The sequence below is a fragment of the Streptomyces sp. NPDC002853 genome, assembly GCF_053591915.1.
This window is the reverse complement of the sequence record NZ_JBSFUS010000007.1, coordinates 399,833-414,634: the sequence shown is the minus strand read 5'-3', so window position 1 is coordinate 414,634 and position 14,802 is coordinate 399,833. Positions and strand designations below refer to the sequence as shown.

Below are 14,802 nucleotides of genomic sequence, written 5' to 3'. Positions count from 1 at the left end.
CTCCCTCCCCCGCATCGCTCTCCGGTCATCGCCGCGCGCCACGGTCCGCGCGCAGGGTCTGTCCGGGGCGGTCGGTCCCCGGGGCTCCCCCGCTCCGGACCGGCGCTCTCCCGTCCACCCGCACCAACCCACGTATCGCCGGCACGGAGAGCATGGCGAGGCAGACGACGACTGTCGTCACGGCGCCCGTGATCAGCACCCGTTCCGCGCCGAACGCGCTCGCGGCAGGTCCCGCGAGGGCCTGGCCGACGGGCAGCAGGGCGATCGATCCCGCGACGTCGTAGGCGTGGATGCGGTTCAGGACGTCGGGCGGCACCTGCGTCTGGACGCTCGTCGCCCACATGACTCCCCAGAAGGAGAGTCCCGCGCCAGCTACCGCGGCACCCGCGGCCATCAGCGGGACGCCCAGCTGGGCGCCGACGGACGCCGGGAACGCGCAGTAGCCGATCAGGGCGCAGGAGCCGGCGCGGAGCATGTGGCGGGGGCGCAGACGCAGGGCGACCAGGCCGCCGAGCACGGTGCCGGCGCCCAGGGCGGAGTTCACCAGGCCGTACGCCCCCGAGCCGTGCTCCTGGACCACGAGGGTGGCGACGAGGGGCGTCAGCGGGCCCGTGGTCGTGATCATCAGGACGCAGAAGATGGCTATGACGCCCCACAGCCAGGTGCGGGACCTGAACTCCCGCCAGCCCTGCACCAGGTCGGCCCGGAAGCCCTTGCTGTGCGGCAGCGAGCCGGGCAGCGCGGGCGGCAGCCGGAGCAGGACCAGGCACAGGGCGCTCAGCCCGTACGTCCCCGCGTGCGCGGCGAAGACCGCGCCGGGCGAGGCGAAGGCCACGAGGACGCCGGCCACGGCCGGTCCCGCCAGGGCCGCGGCGGACTCGGCCACGCGTATCGCGCCGTTGGCCTTCTGTACGTCGGCGGCCAGGCGCGGGACCGTGCTGGCGACGCCGGGCTGGAAGAGGGCGCCCGCCGCGCCGTTGACCGCTCCGATCACGCAGATCTGCCAGAGGACGACGTGGCCCGTGAAGAAGAGGGCCGCCGCGACCGCCTGCGTGCCGAGCCGGGCCACATCCGCGCCGATCATCAGCAGGCGGGTGCTGAACCGGTCGGCGAAGACCCCGCCGAAGATCACCAGACCGGCGAAGCAGACCGTCGTGGCGGCCATGGCAAGACCTACGGCGCCCGCGCCGTGCCCGTGCTGGAGCAGCCCCGCGGCAAGGGCGACGGGCAGCATCGTGTCGCCGAGCTTGGCGACGGTCCGCGCGCCGAAGAAGAACCCGAAGTCCCGCGACCAGATGCTCTTCTCTGGGGGCGTCATTGGGGGTGTTTCTGAGGGCGTCCCTGGGTGCGTCGCTGAGGGCGTCCCTGGGTGCGTCACTTCTTCGGTCAGCGCCAGCGGCACGGCCATAGCCGTGGGCTTGGTCTTGGGCTTGGGCTTGGGCTTGCGGCTCAGCGGCAGCTTGCGGCTCGGCCTGGCCTTGTACTCGCGCATGGCGCGCCCGCCCTGCCCGCCTCGCCTCCCTGCCGGGAAGCGCGCACCCTCACCCTCGCCGACCCCGCCGGCCCCGCCGCCCCCAGCAGCCCCGCCCTCGTCCATCCCGTCCCCTGACGGCACCGCGATCCCCTCCCCTGGCGGCGGCGCCCGGTCCGTCGTCCCACGAGCCCCGCCCCCTCCTGCCGGGATCATGCCACGGGGCACTGACAGCGGCCGATCCCTTTTAGTCCGCCGGCGGAAGCCCCAACTCCGGGTATGCGTCCAGGAGTCGGGTGGGGGCCGCCTGGCGCCAGGAATCGGCGAGGATGTCGCTCAGCTCGTCCTTGTCGAGCGCCGAGAGCCGTGCGCGCACCCAGGCGAACATCGCCTCGTGGTCGGCGATCCAGAACTTGTCGGGCTCCGCGAGGACCAACTCGTCGCGTTCCTCCTTCGGGCACCGCACGGCGATGGACGTCTCGTCCTCGGGAAGCGTGGCGAACATTTTTCCTGCCACCCGGAAGGTGGGCATGCTCCAGGCGATCTTCTCCGTCGTATCCGGCAGGGCCAGTGCGATACGCCGGACGTCGTCACCCGTGACCTGGGCCTTTGAATGAGCTCGAGACATGCCCCGAACGGTAGCCAACACCACTGACAGCGGCCCCCGTAACCACCGACGACGTCCCCCGGACCACCCACAGCGGCCCCGCCCCTCACAGCACCCGCTTGTCCATCCAGGCCAGCAGGTCCTCCTGCACCTCATCCCTGTTGGTCTCGTTGAGGATCTCGTGGCGCGCCCCCTCGTACCCCTTCCAGGTGAGGTCGTCGAGGCCCACGTACCGGTAGTCCTCCACGAGTTCGTGGACCAGTGTCATGCCCTGGTTGCAGGGGTCCTCGGTACCGACGGCGATGTGGACGGGCAGGTCAGCGGGGACCCGGGCGAGGTTTCGCGGGTCGTTCATCTTGCGCACGGCACGCACCCAGTCCAGGCAGAGCCCGGCGGAGAAGGGGAAGCCGCAGCGCTCGTCGGCGACGTACGCGTCGACCTCGGTCTCGTCCCGCGAGAGCCATTCGAAGCCCGTGCGGTGCGGGTACGCGTCGTTGAAGGCGGCGAAGAGTTCGGGGAGGTAGGAGGAGAGCACCTCACGGCCGCCCTCGGCGATCTCGCGCTCCAGGCGGGTGATCGATTCGTCGATCCCGACCCCGGGCAGGGAGCGGAAGGTGCCGGAGAGGATCACGCCCGCGAGGCCGTCCGGGTATTCCTGCGCGTAGTCCCTGGCCAGGTGCGAGCCCATGCTGTGGCCGAGCAGGAAGAGCGGGGTGCCGGGATGCAGGGTGCGGACCTGGTCGCCGATCGCCTTGAGGTCGTCGACGATGGCGCGCCAGCTGTCGAACGCGGCGGACTCACCGGACGGATCGGACCGCCTTGCGCCACCCGCCTCGTCGGACCCCCCGTCCGACGGCCCGTCGGAGGACGAACCCGTCACCCCGTACCCCCCGGTCGCCTGCGCCGTCGCGCCATGCCCCCGGTGGTCCGACGCGATCACCCCGTAGCCGTGCTCCAGCAGGTGGCGGGCGAATCGGTCGTAGCGCAGGGCGTGTTCACCCGCGCCGTGTGCGATCTGCACGAAGGCGCGCGGCCTGCCGCCCTCGGGCAGCCAGGTGTACGTGGCGACGGGGACGCCGTCCGCCGCGTTCACGAGTCCGGCGGTGTACGCGGCGGGGGCGGGCGTCGAGGCGTGGTCAGGCATTTCGTGAGGCTCCTGTACGACATCTGGGACACGGATCTGGGACGGTTCCGGGGCGGCTTCGGCGGAGCTGGGGCCCCTGCTGCTCCTCCAGAAAGGCCCGCTCCCGAACGCCCGCCCCTGAAACCCTCCCCCGCACACGCGCCCTCATACCAGTGCCCTCGCCGAAGTGCCTCCGCATGCCTCTGCGTGACTCCCTTCTCACGCCAGGCCCTTCCGACCCATTGACCCCCCGTCAGAGCGGAACCTACGCTGAACAACGCGCAGGAGAAAGCGCTTTCTAACCCGCGCACCCCGCACCCTCGCAACACTCACCACGCACCCCACACCCGCGCAACTCGCACTCACCGCACACCCGGCTACCGGCAGCCGTCCACCCGCCCAGCCCAGGGAGCGCCATGAGTTCCACGAGTCCCACCGCGCCCAGACGCGGCCCCACCCCATCGAGACCGGGCCCCACCACGCCGAGCCCCTGGCTCGCGCTCATCGCCCTGTTGGCCCTCGTCATCGGCCTTGGTCTCACCGCTCCGCCCCGCGCGACGGCGCAAGCGGACGCACAGCCGAAGACCGCAGCCACAGCGGAAGCGGCAACGGAAGCCGCGGACGACCCATTCCGCGTTCTCGTCTTCTCCAAGGTCACGAACTTCCCCCACGACTCGATCCCCGCGGGTGTCGAGGCCATCAAGAAGCTCGGCAGCGAGAACGGCTTCGAGGTCGAGGCCACCGATGACGCGGCGGCCTTCACCGACGTCAATCTCGCCCGCTTCCAGGCCATCGTCTTCAACAACACCAACTCCACCCCGGAGAAGGGCGATCTGCTCGACGCGGACCAGCGTGCGGCCTTCCAGAAGTACGTCCGCGGGGGCGGCGGCTGGGTCGGCCTGCACGCGGCGTCGGCCAGTGAGCGGGACTGGTCCTGGTACGAGGGCCTGGTCGGCGCGATCTTCGACAAGCACCCCGAGGTGCAGACCGGGCGGGTCAAGGTACTCGACCACGCGCACCCCTCCACCAAGGGCCTCCCGGAGCTCTGGGAGCGCACGGAGGAGTGGTACAACTGGCGCGCCAATCCGACGGGCAAGGTGCACACCCTCGCGCAGGTCAAGGTGCGCGACGGCGTCACCGGTCTCGACGAGGGCGTCGACCAGCCGTGGTCCTGGTGCCAGAACTACGACGGGGGCCGCTCCTGGTACACCGCGGGCGGACACGACAAGGCGGCCTACCAGGAAGAGGGCTTCCTCAAGCACATTCTCGGTGGCATCGAATGGGCCGCGGGCAACAAGCCCGGCGACTGCACCGCCACCAAGACCGGCGCCTTCCAGCGCACGCCGCTCGCCACGAACGACCTGGCCGACCCCTTCGAGCTGGCCGTCGCCCCCGACCGCCGGGTGTTCTTCATCCAGCGCACCGGGAAGCTGAAGATCATCGACCAGGAGACGCTGAAGGTCTCCACGGCGCTCGACCTCGACTACACGGCCGAGATGACGAGCCAGTCGGACGGGCTGCTCGGCCTCGCACTCGACCCGAAGTTCAAGGACAACCACTGGGTCTATCTCCTGAACTCCGACAAGACCGAGAAACGCATCAATCTCTCCCGCTTCACGGAAGCGGGCGGAAAGGTCGATCCGGCGTCGGAGAAGCGTCTGTTGACCATTCCCACCTTCCGTGGCGAAGGCCGGGCGAACTCGCACATGGCGGGCTCGATCGCCTTCGACAACAAGGGTGACCTGTACATCGCGACGGGTGACAACACCGATCCGTTCGCATCGGACGGATTCAGCCCGATCGACGAGCGCGAGGGCCGCCGCGCCTGGGACGCCCAGGGAACCTCCGGCAACACGAACGACCTGCGGGGCAAGGTCCTGCGCGTCACACCGAAGGACGACGGGACCTATTCCGTGCCCGAGGGCAATCTCTTCGCTCCGGGAACGGACAAGACCCGCTCCGAGATCTACGCGATGGGCATGCGCAACCCCTTCCGCATCACCACGGACCCGCTGAGCGGCGCCCTGCTGATGGCGGACTACGGACCCGATGCGAAGAACGCCGTGGCCGACCGCGGACCGGAGGGGACCGTCGAGTTCAACCGCATCACCAGGGCGGGCAATTACGGCTGGCCGTACTGCGTCGGAGACAACACCCCGTTCAACGACTACGACTTCGCGACGAAGAAATCGGGCGCGAAGTTCGACTGCGCGAAGATCGTGAACGATTCGCCGAACAACACGGGCCTGCGCGACCTTCCTCCGGCCGAGTCCGCGGATGTCTGGTACGCCTACTCCGCCTCGGAGAAGTTCCCCGAACTCGGCACGGGCGGCGGCGGTCCGATGAGCGGTCCCGTCTATGACTACGACGCCGCCAACACGTACAAGACGAAGTTCCCCGAGTACTTCGAGGGGAAGTGGTTCAACTACGAGCTGACGCGGCAGTGGTTCAAGGTCTTCTCGATGCAGGAGAAGGACCAGACGTTCACCGACCCGCGCTTCGAGCCCGCCAAGGCGGGCGATCTCCAGTCGATCAACTCCATTTTCGGCGACATGAAGTGGAATCAGCCTTTCGACGCCGATTTCGGTCCTGACGGTGCCATGTACGTCATCGACTTCGGGCTCGGCAGCGGCACGGGCCGCGGCGGCGGCAACGAAGGCGCGGGCATCTACCGCATCGACTACGTGGCGGACGGCCGGCTGCCCGACGCCCGCGTCAAGGCCACGCCGGACAACGGCAGCACGCCTCTCGAGGTCAAGTTCTCCAGCGAGGGTTCGGGCCTGCCCGGCGGCAAGCCCGTCACGTACGCGTGGGACTTCGACGGCAACGGCACGACCGACTCGACCGAGGCCAACCCGACGCACACGTACACCCAGAAGGGGCAGTTCAGCGCGCGCCTGAAGGTCACCGGGCCGGACGAGCTGAGCAGCCTGGCCGTGCAGGAGATCACCGTCGGGAACACCCGGCCCGTGGTCAGCATTCAACAGCCGCCCAGCGGCGGGACGTTCAGCTTCGGCGACACCATTCCGTTCAAGATCAAGGTGACGGACAAGGAGGACGGGAAGATCGACTGCAAACGGGTCGTCGTCCAGTCCCAGCTCGGGCACGACACCCATCTGCATCCGCTGGACAACTACACCGGCTGCGCGGGCGAGATCGTGACGGACGCCGGCGACAGCCACGGTCCCGGTCAGAATCTGTACTACGGGATCACGGCCCAGTACGAGGACAAGGGCGCGTCCGGTGCGCCCGCCCTGACGGGGTCCTCCTCGCTGACGCTGCGGACCTCCTTCCGGGAGGCCGAGCACCGCACCGCCACCGGCGGCGCGCACGGCGGGGTGGACATCGGTGACCGCGCGGACGCGTCCGGCGGCAAGCGGCTCATCGAGATCGAGGACGGCGACTGGGTCTCCTTCGACCCGGTGAACCTCAAGGGCGTCGACTCCGTGACGGTGGGCGCGGCTTCGGCCGGGCTCGGCGGTGACATCGAGTTCCGGGCCGGCTCTCCCACGGGCAAGCTGCTCGGCAAGGTGAGCGTGCCGAACACCGGCGGCTGGGGCAATTTCATCTCGCCGACCACCCAACTGGCCGACCACGACGGCACGACGAAGCTGTACGCCGTCTTCACCAACCCCGAGTGGTCGTCCGAGAAGGCCGATCTCATGACCCTCGACTGGCTGCACTTCAACGGCCCCGGGGTCGAGAAGAAGGCCGGTGCGAAGGTGACGGTCAAGGCGGCTCCGGCCGACGGCACCGCGCCTCTCGCCGTCAAGCTCACGAGCACCGTGAAGCTGCCCGCAGGCCGCACGGCGGCCTCGTACCACTGGGACTTCGGCGACAACGTCAAGCCGACCGGCACGGAGAGCGCCACCGCCGAGCACACGTACGCACGCAAGGGCCCTTACACGGCGCATCTGACCGTCACGGACGACAAGGGCGACACGACGACCGGCGCTGTCCGGATCACGGCGAAGTGAGGGGTCAGCCATGACATCCATGCGGAGAACCGGTCTGAACGGGACCAGCCGTAGGGGGCCCGGCCTCAACGGGACCAGGCGCGCCTTCCTCGGTACGTCGCTGGGGCTGGCCGCGGCGGTCGGTACCGCCCTGCCCGCGCGCGCGGCTGACGCGTCACGGTGCCGGCGCATCCCGCGCGGCGGCATCGGCATGCATCTCTACACGATGCGCAACGCCCTCGCGCAGGACTTCGCGGGCACGCTGGAGCAGCTCGCCGACATCGGCTACGCGACCGTGGGTGTGAGCGGGCGGCACGGGAACAGCGCGGCCGACATCCGGCGGATGCTCGACGCGGTGGACCTGCGCGCGGTCCTCGAACATGTCTCGTACGACATCCTCAAGGGCAGCGGTCTCCCGCAGGCGCTGGAGGATCTGCACACCCTCGGCGCGAAGTGGCCGGTGGTGCCGAGTCTGCCCGGGGCGCTGCACACGCCGGACGGATTCCGGGAGGCCGCACGGCAGTTCAACCGCATCGGGCAGGCGTCACGCGACGCAGGGCTCGGTCCGGTGCTCTTCCACAACCACGGCTCCGACCATGTGGTGGTGGACGGCACGAGCCTGTACGACATCCTCGTCACCGAGACCGATCCGCATCTGGTCGGCTTCGAACTGGACGTGTACTGGGCGGCGAAGGGCGGCGCGGATCCGGCGACGTACTTCGTGCGGCACCGGCGGCGCTTCCCCGCGCTCCATGTGAAGGACATGGCACCGGACGGCGGCTTCGCCGACGTCGGCTCGGGGACGCTGGACTTCGCCGCGATGTTCGAGGACGCGCAGGCGGGTGGCGTCAAGCAGTGGCTGGTGGAGCACGACAGCCCCGCCGACGCGTTCGCCACGGCCCGCAACAGCTACGCGTATCTGGCCGCGTTGCGGTACTGAGGTGCCCGCTCCGGCCGGGGTGCGTCCGAACCGCCCACCTTCTTGAAGAAGAGGGTGGTCGGGTGGAGCATCCCGGCCGGATCGGCCGCGTAGTCGGGAATGACCCCGGCAACCGTCCAACCGCCACGCCGGTACAGGGATTCGGCGGGGCTGCCGGTCTCCGTGTCCAGGACAAGGAGGGTCACGCCCGCGTCGGCCGCCGCCCGTTCCGCCGTGGCCAGGAGGGTGCGGGCGAGACCCCGGCCGCGTGCGGAGCCATGGACCATCAGCTTGGCGATCTCGGCGCGGTGCCTGCCGTTGGGCTTGTCCACGAAGCCGACGCTGACCGTCCCGGTGACCCGCTCTCCGTCGCGCACCACCCAGATCGCGAGCCGTCCGCCGGCCACCGCCGGGGCCAGGCTCCGCCACCAGTCGGCGGCGGCCGTCCTGTCCAGGGGCGCGAGGAAACCGAGGGACGATCCGCCCTCGACGACGTCGGCGAGCAGGTCCGCCAAGTCGTCGGCTGTCTCGCGGAGTTGACCGGCGGTGAGGCGCGTCGGAGCTTGGGGCGCTCGCCCGGTGCTCATCGCGCGACCACAACCAGGGCGTATCGCACGGCCCGCTCTCCGACGCACCGGAACCGCGTCGCCCCCCACACCCGGAAGCGCAGGCAGTCCCCAGGGGCAAGGGCGTGGGGAGCGCCTTGCACGGTCACTTCAAGACCCCCGTCGAGCACCCAGATGTGCTGCTCGAGCCCGGGTACGGGAGGTCGGTCGTACGACACGTCGGCGCCCGGTTCCAGTCGGCCCTCGACGAGTTCGCCGCGCAGCCCGGCGTGCGGCGGCGACACCGACCGGCGTACGAAGCCGGACGCGCCGTCGGTCCACACGCTCTGCTCGGCGGCGCGCACCAGTTGCGCGGGCTCGGCCTCCACCTCGCTCAGGAGCTGCGACATGGTGCGCTCGTAGACGGCACAGAGCCTGTTCAGCAGGGACGCGGTGGGGCTGATCTCCGCGCGTTCGGCCCGCGACAGGGTGGAGCGGCTCACGCCGCTGCGATCCGCCAGATCACCCAGGGACCAGCCGCGCTCCGCCCGCAGTTCGGCGAGGCGGGCGGCGAGCCGGTCGTCGACCCCGTCGTGTTCATGTTTCAGGTTCGGCGCGCGTTCCATATTCGGCACGCTATCCCGAATGTGAGACAGGCGCCATACTTCTCTGCGGCTGCGGCTGCGGCTGCGGCTCAGGCGTTACTCGTGCGCCGACACCGCCCCCAGCAGCTCGCGGATGCGTCCGGTGGCGTCGCGGAACTGGTCTGTGGCCAGCGTCGTCGCGTACGAGCGCTCGGCGGGGAGGCCGACCTCGATGATCTCCTCCACCGTGCCGGGGCGCGGACTCATCACGACCACGCGATCCGCCAGGTAGACCGCCTCCGGGATCGAGTGGGTCACCAGGAGCACCGTGGTCCCGGTCTCGCGCCAGATCCGGTTCAGCTCGACGTTCATCTGCTCGCGCGTGAGCGCGTCGAGCGCCCCGAAGGGCTCGTCCATGAGCAGCACGGGAGGCTCGTGAAGCAGCGCCCGGCAGAGCGCGACACGCTGCTGCATGCCGCCGGACAGCTCGTGCGGATAGGCGTCCTCGAAGCCGCCGAGCCCGGTCATGCGGATCAACTCGTCGGTACGCGCGCGTGCCTCGGCTCCCGGGATCCCCCGCATCTCCGCCTGAAGGAGGATGTTGCGACGTGCCGTGCGCCAGTCCAAGAGGGCGGCGCGCTGGAAGACGTACCCGATGTCGCGGCGTGGCCCGCGCACCCGCTCGCCGCCGAGCAGCACGTCGCCGGACGAGGGCGCGAGCAACCCGGCGATCAGCTTCAGGAGGGTGGACTTGCCGCAGCCCGACGGCCCGACGATCGCCACGAACTCGCCCGCGCCGACGTTCAGGGAGACGTCCCGCAACGCGGTGACGTCCTTCTTCTTCGTACGGAAGCGGACGGCCACGTCATCGAGGCGTACGGCGGACGGTGCCGCCTTCTGTGACGGCGCGCGTGGCTCGTCGCTCATCTTGAGAGTCGCATCCTTCGTCATGTGCCTGCCGCCCCTCAGCCCTTGATGCCCTTGGCCGCGTCCCAGTACTCGGCGACGGGCTTGGCGTTCTTGACCATGCCCGCCTCCGAGAAGACGTCGATGGTCTGCTGCCAGTCCGCCTCGGTGTTCGCGCCCGGCGCCTTCCCCTTCGTCGCGTCGGTGTGCAGCAGGGTCAGCGTCGTCTTGAACTGCTCGGACAGCACGTCCTTGGGCGGCAGTTGCTCGGAGGCGCCCTCCATCGAGGTGACCGCGGGCTCCGGGCTCTTCTCGGCGGCCGCCCACGACTCGCTCACGGCGGCCGTCATGCGCTTGGCCAGATCGCCGTTGCCCTGCAGGGTCTTGGGGCCGGCGATGAGGCCGTTGGAGTAGAAGTTGAGGCCGTTCTCGGAGAAGCGCAGATACGAGACGTCCTTCTTGGCCTTGTTCTGCATGGTGGGGCCCTGGTCGCTCGCGTACCCGAGCAGCGCGTCCGTCTTGCCCGAGATCACCGCGGCGATCTTGCCCGCCGGGTCGGTGTTCTGGACCTTGACGTCGGAGAGCTCCATGCCGTTCTTCTCCAGGAAGATCGGGAAGGTCTTGGTGAGCGCGTCGCCCGCCGTGCCCGCGATCATCTTGCCCTTGAGGTCGGCGGGCGCCTTGATGCCCTGCGCGTCGAAGAACTGCACGGAGGCGGGCGTCGTCTGCAGGAACACCCCGAGGCTCTTGACCTTGACGCCCTGGTCGACGCCCGCGAGCACCGCCGGGGTGTCCGCCCAGCCGAAGTCGGTCTGCCCGGCGCCGGTGGCCTGCACGGTCTTCTGCGACCCCTGGCCCGCCCTGATGTCGAGGTCGATGCCGTGCTTCTCGAAGATCTTCTGCTGCTTGCCGTAGTAGAACGGCGCGTGTTCGCCGTACGGATACCAGTTGAGCGTCAGCGTCACCTTGTCGAGCTTCTTGCCGGAGTCGCTCACGGTCGTCTTGTCGTCATCGCCGCCGCAGGCCGTCGCGGTCACCGCGACGAGGGTCAGGGGGACGAGGCCGGTGAGCAGTCTGCGCGCGTGCATGGGACGGCCCTTCTCGCGTACGTCGGACATGGCTGGGGGGGCGATGGTGCGTGCGGGGGTCAGTACGTCGTGGTGGCGGCCACGTCCCTGCGGCTCGCGTGCCATGGGAGCAGCAGCTTCTCGGCGATCTCGACGAGCACGAAGAGGACGACGCCGATCAGCGACATGACGAGCAGCCCCGCGAAGAGCATCGGGGTGTCGAGGTTTCCGTTGGCCTGGAGGATCACATAGCCGAGGCCTTCGTTCGCGCCGACGAACTCGCCCACGACGGCGCCGGTCACGGCGAGCGTGACGGCCACCTTCAGGCCGGAGAAGAGGTGCGGCAGCGACGCCGGGAAGCGGATCTTGAGGAAGGTCTGCCAGGGCCGCGCGCCCATGGTGGCGGAGAGTTGGAGCATCTCCGGGTCGACGGCCTTCAGGCCGGTCACCATCGAGATGACGACGGGGAAGAAGGCGATGAGCACGGCGATGAGAATTTTCGGCGCGATGCCGAAGCCGAGCCAGACGACGAACAGTGGGGCGATCGCGATCTTCGGTACGACCTGGGCGAAGAGGAGGATCGGGTAGAGCGTCTTCTCGACGGTCGTCGAGTAGACCATGAGGACCGCTGCGAGGACGCCGACGACCACGGCGATGACGAAGCCGAGCAGGGTCTCGTAGGTGGTGACCCAGGTGTGCTGCCACAGGTAGTCGGGCTTGTCGAGGATCACGTCGAAGGTCGCGCCCGGCGAGGGCACGAGATACGCCTCGACCATCTCGGTGGCGGCGATCAGCCACCAGACGCCGAAGCAGACGAGCAGCAGGACGAGCGGACGCCAGCTCTTCTCGGCCGCTTCTGCGACGCGTTGGCGCGGGGTGGGGCGGCTGCGGTCGACAACGCCTGCCGTTTTCACGGGAGTTGCCTGCAGTGCGCTCTGGCTCACGGTGAACTCCCCTGGCGATTTCGGCGGGGTACTTGTGGTGTTCCGGTGGTGCGGAAACCGCTTTCAGAAAGCGCTTTCTGATAGGGTGTCCGCCACGCTAATGACTGGCTGACCGCAGGGTCAATAGGTCGGCTCGAAGTTTCGCGGCGCGAGACGAGGGGGGCGCGGTGCGGGCGTTGGGGCGCGAGCAGGGGTCCGGAGCTGAGCTGCGGCAGGGGCAGGCACGGGCACAGACGCGGGCGCGGGCGCGGGGTCAAGGGCAGGAACCGCAGGCCGCACCGACCGGGCAGGAACCGCAGGCCGCCGCGCCCGGGCAGGATCTGCAGGCCGCCCCGCCCGGGCGGGGACGCGAGCGCGGGCCCCATGTCACCCTCCACGCGGTGGCCCGGACCGCCGGGGTCTCCCCGGCCACCGCGTCCCGGGCCCTGAACGGCACGACGCGCGTACGCGAGGACCTGCGGCGCAGAGTGCTCGAAGCGGCGGACCTGCTGGGGTACATCCCCAACGCCCATGCGCAGGCGCTCGCCAGTTCCTCGAACAACACCGTCGGCATGATCTGTCACGACGTCGGCGACCCGTACTTCGCGGCCATCGCGAGCGGGGTGATGGCAGCGGCGGCCGAGCAGGACGTGCTGGTCATGCTGGCCAGCACCTTCCGCGCACCGGCGCGCGAGATCGCTTACGTCTCGATGCTGCGGGCGCAGCGGGCGCGCGCGATCCTGCTGATCGGTTCGGGCTTCCAGGACCCCGCGTGGGAAAGGGCGTTGGAGTCGGAGCTCGCGCCCTACATGCGTGACGGGGGCCGGGTCGCCGTGGTCAGCCGGCATCGCAGCCTTCGCGTGGACACGGTGCAGCCGGAGAACCGCGAGGGGGCGGGTGCGCTGGCACGGGCCCTACTGGACCTTGGCCACCGGGAGTTCGCCGTCCTCACCGGCCCCGAGCGCCTCACCACGGTCGCTGACCGCCTGGCCGGGTTCCGCGGGGCACTGGCCGATGCGGGGGTCGCCCTCCCTCCGGAGCGGATCGTCGAGGGCGGGTTCACCCGTGACGGGGGCCATGCGGCGGCGGTCGAACTGCTGCGGCGGGGACAGCGTCCGACGTGCGTCTTCGCGGTGACGGACGTCATGGCCGTGGGGGCGTTGGGCGCGCTGCGGGAGCGGGGGCTCCGGGTGCCGGAAGACGTGTCGCTCGCGGGCTTCGACGACATCCCCTTGGTCGGCGAACTCACGCCCCCGCTGACCACGGTGGCACTGCCGCTGACACGAATGGGCCGGAACGTACTGGCCCTCGCCCTCCGCGAGCGGGGCGCGAGGTCACGGGTGGAGCGGGTGAGGGGCGAGGTGGTACTGCGGGCCAGCACGGGACGGCCCACGGGCTGAGGGCCTTCGCCGGCGGAGGGCATACCCATGGGGCCGGTTTCCGCTCCCCCCGGCTCCTGGCCCTTGGCCCACGGCTCCCGGCCCCCGGCCCTTGACCCACGGCTCCCGGCCCCCAGCTACTGAACAGCGGACGGCACGCCTGTGTCCCGACTTCCGGCTCCCGGCTCCCGGACCGGCGGCATCGGGCCGGGGCCACCGGAACGGGGCCACCGGGCAGGGCAAACATGCCTATGCGCCTGACCCTCCAGCCGCTGGCACGGCACGGCCCCAGCAGGTGCCGCCGAGTGCCCGCCCCCGTAGGCCCCGCTGGACCCCGTAGAAACGAAGAGCGCCACCCCTTGGACCTCGTGGAGGGGGTCAGTCCCTCACTCCCACCCCTCCCCCCGCCGCCCCGCCACCACCGCAGGTTCAGCGAGCGATGCCCTGCGCAGGTGCTCCGCCAGGGACTCGGCGGCCGGGGAAGCGGGGCCCGTTTTGGTGCCCCAGGCCAGGAGGTGGTGGCGGTGGGCCCAGGGGTCCTGCAAGTCGCATACGGCCAGGGGCTGGGAGGGGTCGATCACGCGGCGGGGGACGATGGCGAGGCCGACCCCTGCGGCGGCCAGGGCCACCAGGACGTTGAGGTCGGCGACCGTCGTGCGGTAGCGGACGACCGGTGCGTGGGGGCCCACATGTCTCTCGATCCAGCGGCGCAGCGAGGCGTCGGCGTCGAGGCCGACAAGGGGGTGCTCGGCTGCCTCGCTGTAGGTCAGGGACGTACGGCCCGCGAGGATCCCGCCCACCTGGCCGACCACCACCAGGGAATCGTCGCCGAGGGGTTCCATCGCCAGACCGCAGTCGCGCGCCTCGTCGTCCAGAACGATTCCCAGGTCCGCTTCCCCGTCCCTCAGCATCCGCACGATCTGTGGCGTGCGGTTCTCGAAGACGCGGACGTCGACGTCCGGGTGGGCCCGGAGGAACGAGACCAGGGCCTGCGGCACGAGCCGGTGCACCGCCGAGCCGCCACCCAGGAGGGTCAGGGGCGCGGTCGGGGATCTCGTATAGCTCGCGACCGCGCTCTCCAGACGGACGGTCTGGGCCAGGACTTCGCGCGCATGCCGGGCCAGCGTGGTCCCCGCCGGGGTCGGGCGTACACCCCTCCGGCCGCGGATCAGCAGTGCCACGCCGGCCTGCTGTTCGAGGGAGCGGACCCGCGCACTGGCCGACGGCAGGCTCAGGTGCATGCGGCGGGCGCCCGCCGTGATCGACCCCTCCGTCACGATGCCGAGGAACAGTCGCAGGTCGTCCAGGTCATAACGCACCCT

Annotated in this window: 12 protein-coding genes; 3 read left to right on the top strand and 9 right to left on the bottom strand. The window is 70.3% G+C overall.

Features of this window, described 5'->3' with window-relative positions; all coding sequences use genetic code 11:
* Window positions 1–25: 25 nt before the first annotated feature.
* The 3 genes from ACWD02_RS21395 to ACWD02_RS21385 form a co-directional block, all read right to left on the bottom strand.
* A complete protein-coding gene (locus ACWD02_RS21395) occupies window positions 26–1,318 on the bottom strand; it encodes an MFS transporter (protein WP_451213377.1) in 1,293 nt (430 codons plus the stop codon).
* Between the two features lie 400 nt (window positions 1,319–1,718).
* Window positions 1,719–2,099, bottom strand: coding sequence for an MmcQ/YjbR family DNA-binding protein (locus ACWD02_RS21390; RefSeq protein WP_451212974.1), 381 nt, complete (start codon window positions 2,097–2,099; stop codon window positions 1,719–1,721).
* 85 nt (window positions 2,100–2,184) lie between these two features.
* Window positions 2,185–3,222, bottom strand: coding sequence for an alpha/beta fold hydrolase (locus ACWD02_RS21385; protein WP_451212971.1), 1,038 nt, complete (start codon window positions 3,220–3,222; stop codon window positions 2,185–2,187).
* Window positions 3,223–3,617: 395 nt separating this feature from the next.
* Here ACWD02_RS21385 and ACWD02_RS21380 point away from each other — a divergent pair, with 395 nt between their 5' ends.
* Window positions 3,618–7,178: a ThuA domain-containing protein gene (locus ACWD02_RS21380; RefSeq protein ID WP_451212968.1), complete on the top strand. Its 3,561-nt coding sequence runs from the start codon at window positions 3,618–3,620 to the stop codon at window positions 7,176–7,178.
* Between the two features lie 10 nt (window positions 7,179–7,188).
* Window positions 7,189–8,097: a sugar phosphate isomerase/epimerase family protein gene (locus tag ACWD02_RS21375; RefSeq protein WP_451212965.1), complete on the top strand. Its 909-nt coding sequence runs from the start codon at window positions 7,189–7,191 to the stop codon at window positions 8,095–8,097.
* On the opposite strand, the gene ACWD02_RS21370 is transcribed toward ACWD02_RS21375, so the two are convergent.
* The 5 genes from ACWD02_RS21370 to ACWD02_RS21350 all read right to left on the bottom strand — a co-directional run bounded on the left by ACWD02_RS21370 (window position 8,067) and on the right by ACWD02_RS21350 (window position 12,122).
* Window positions 8,067–8,663 carry a GNAT family N-acetyltransferase gene (locus ACWD02_RS21370; RefSeq protein ID WP_451212962.1) on the bottom strand — a complete coding sequence of 199 codons (597 nt, stop codon included), beginning with the start codon at window positions 8,661–8,663 and terminating at the stop codon, window positions 8,067–8,069. The genes ACWD02_RS21375 and ACWD02_RS21370 overlap by 31 nt on opposite strands.
* On the bottom strand, window positions 8,660–9,247 hold the full coding sequence (locus ACWD02_RS21365) for a helix-turn-helix domain-containing protein (RefSeq protein ID WP_451212959.1): 588 nt from the start codon (window positions 9,245–9,247) through the stop codon (window positions 8,660–8,662). The genes ACWD02_RS21370 and ACWD02_RS21365 overlap by 4 nt, the downstream gene beginning before the upstream one ends.
* Before the next feature lie 75 nt (window positions 9,248–9,322).
* Window positions 9,323–10,132, bottom strand: a complete 810-nt coding sequence (locus tag ACWD02_RS21360; RefSeq protein ID WP_451212956.1) for an ABC transporter ATP-binding protein — start codon at window positions 10,130–10,132, stop codon at window positions 9,323–9,325.
* A 38-nt stretch (window positions 10,133–10,170) separates the two neighbouring features.
* Window positions 10,171–11,199 (bottom strand): ABC transporter substrate-binding protein, encoded by a 1,029-nt coding sequence (locus ACWD02_RS21355; protein WP_451213374.1) that lies wholly within the window; start codon window positions 11,197–11,199, stop codon window positions 10,171–10,173.
* 59 nt (window positions 11,200–11,258) lie between these two features.
* Window positions 11,259–12,122: an ABC transporter permease gene (locus ACWD02_RS21350; protein ID WP_451212953.1), complete on the bottom strand. Its 864-nt coding sequence runs from the start codon at window positions 12,120–12,122 to the stop codon at window positions 11,259–11,261.
* Window positions 12,123–12,502: 380 nt separating this feature from the next.
* Between ACWD02_RS21350 and ACWD02_RS21345 the strand changes: the two genes are divergently transcribed.
* On the top strand, window positions 12,503–13,501 hold the full coding sequence (locus tag ACWD02_RS21345) for a LacI family DNA-binding transcriptional regulator (RefSeq protein ID WP_451212951.1): 999 nt from the start codon (window positions 12,503–12,505) through the stop codon (window positions 13,499–13,501).
* A gap of 365 nt (window positions 13,502–13,866) precedes the next feature.
* On the opposite strand, the gene ACWD02_RS21340 is transcribed toward ACWD02_RS21345, so the two are convergent.
* Complete coding sequence (locus ACWD02_RS21340) at window positions 13,867–14,799, bottom strand: LysR family transcriptional regulator (RefSeq protein WP_451213371.1); 933 nt, start codon at window positions 14,797–14,799, stop codon at window positions 13,867–13,869.
* Window positions 14,800–14,802 lie beyond the last annotated feature (3 nt).

What these genes read in the sequence shown, in the direction of transcription:
- ACWD02_RS21395 (WP_451213377.1), bottom strand. Translation starts at nt 1,318, where the DNA reads ATGACGCCCCCAGAGAAGAGCATCTGGTCGCGGGACTTCGGGTTCTTC.
- ACWD02_RS21390 (WP_451212974.1), bottom strand. Translation starts at nt 2,099, where the DNA reads ATGTCTCGAGCTCATTCAAAGGCCCAGGTCACGGGTGACGACGTCCGG.
- ACWD02_RS21385 (WP_451212971.1), bottom strand. Translation starts at nt 3,222, where the DNA reads ATGCCTGACCACGCCTCGACGCCCGCCCCCGCCGCGTACACCGCCGGA.
- ACWD02_RS21380 (WP_451212968.1), top strand. Translation starts at nt 3,618, where the DNA reads ATGAGTTCCACGAGTCCCACCGCGCCCAGACGCGGCCCCACCCCATCG.
- ACWD02_RS21375 (WP_451212965.1), top strand. Translation starts at nt 7,189, where the DNA reads ATGACATCCATGCGGAGAACCGGTCTGAACGGGACCAGCCGTAGGGGG.
- ACWD02_RS21370 (WP_451212962.1), bottom strand. Translation starts at nt 8,663, where the DNA reads ATGAGCACCGGGCGAGCGCCCCAAGCTCCGACGCGCCTCACCGCCGGT.
- ACWD02_RS21365 (WP_451212959.1), bottom strand. Translation starts at nt 9,247, where the DNA reads ATGGAACGCGCGCCGAACCTGAAACATGAACACGACGGGGTCGACGAC.
- ACWD02_RS21360 (WP_451212956.1), bottom strand. Translation starts at nt 10,132, where the DNA reads ATGAGCGACGAGCCACGCGCGCCGTCACAGAAGGCGGCACCGTCCGCC.
- ACWD02_RS21355 (WP_451213374.1), bottom strand. Translation starts at nt 11,199, where the DNA reads ATGCACGCGCGCAGACTGCTCACCGGCCTCGTCCCCCTGACCCTCGTC.